Source organism: Actinoplanes sp. DH11, from assembly GCF_020873875.1.
GTDB lineage: Bacteria > Actinomycetota > Actinomycetes > Mycobacteriales > Micromonosporaceae > Actinoplanes.
The window spans coordinates 1-255 of the sequence record NZ_JAHWGU010000222.1 but is presented as its reverse complement, the minus strand read 5'-3'; the positions used below and the strand labels follow the sequence as shown (position 1 = coordinate 255).

Sequence of the window (255 nt, the reverse complement as noted above, 5' to 3'; positions counted from 1 at the left end):
CCTACAATCCGTCAGAGCCTTTAGGGGTGATGGCGTGCCTTTTGAAGAATGAGCCTGCGAGTTAGTGGCATGTGGCGAGGTTAACCCGTGTGGGGTAGCCGTAGCGAAAGCGAGTCTGAATAGGGCGTTTTTAGTCGCATGTTCTAGACCCGAAGCGGAGTGATCTAGCCATGGGCAGGTTGAAGCGTGGGTAAGACTACGTGGAGGACCGAACCCACCAACGTTGAAAAGTTGGGGGATGACCTGTGGTTAGGG

The 255-nt window shown here is 54.5% G+C and carries 1 rRNA gene; it reads left to right on the top strand.

Features of this window, described 5'->3' with window-relative positions:
* A 23S ribosomal RNA gene (locus LPA41_RS41525) occupies window positions 1-255 on the top strand; the annotation flags it as partial.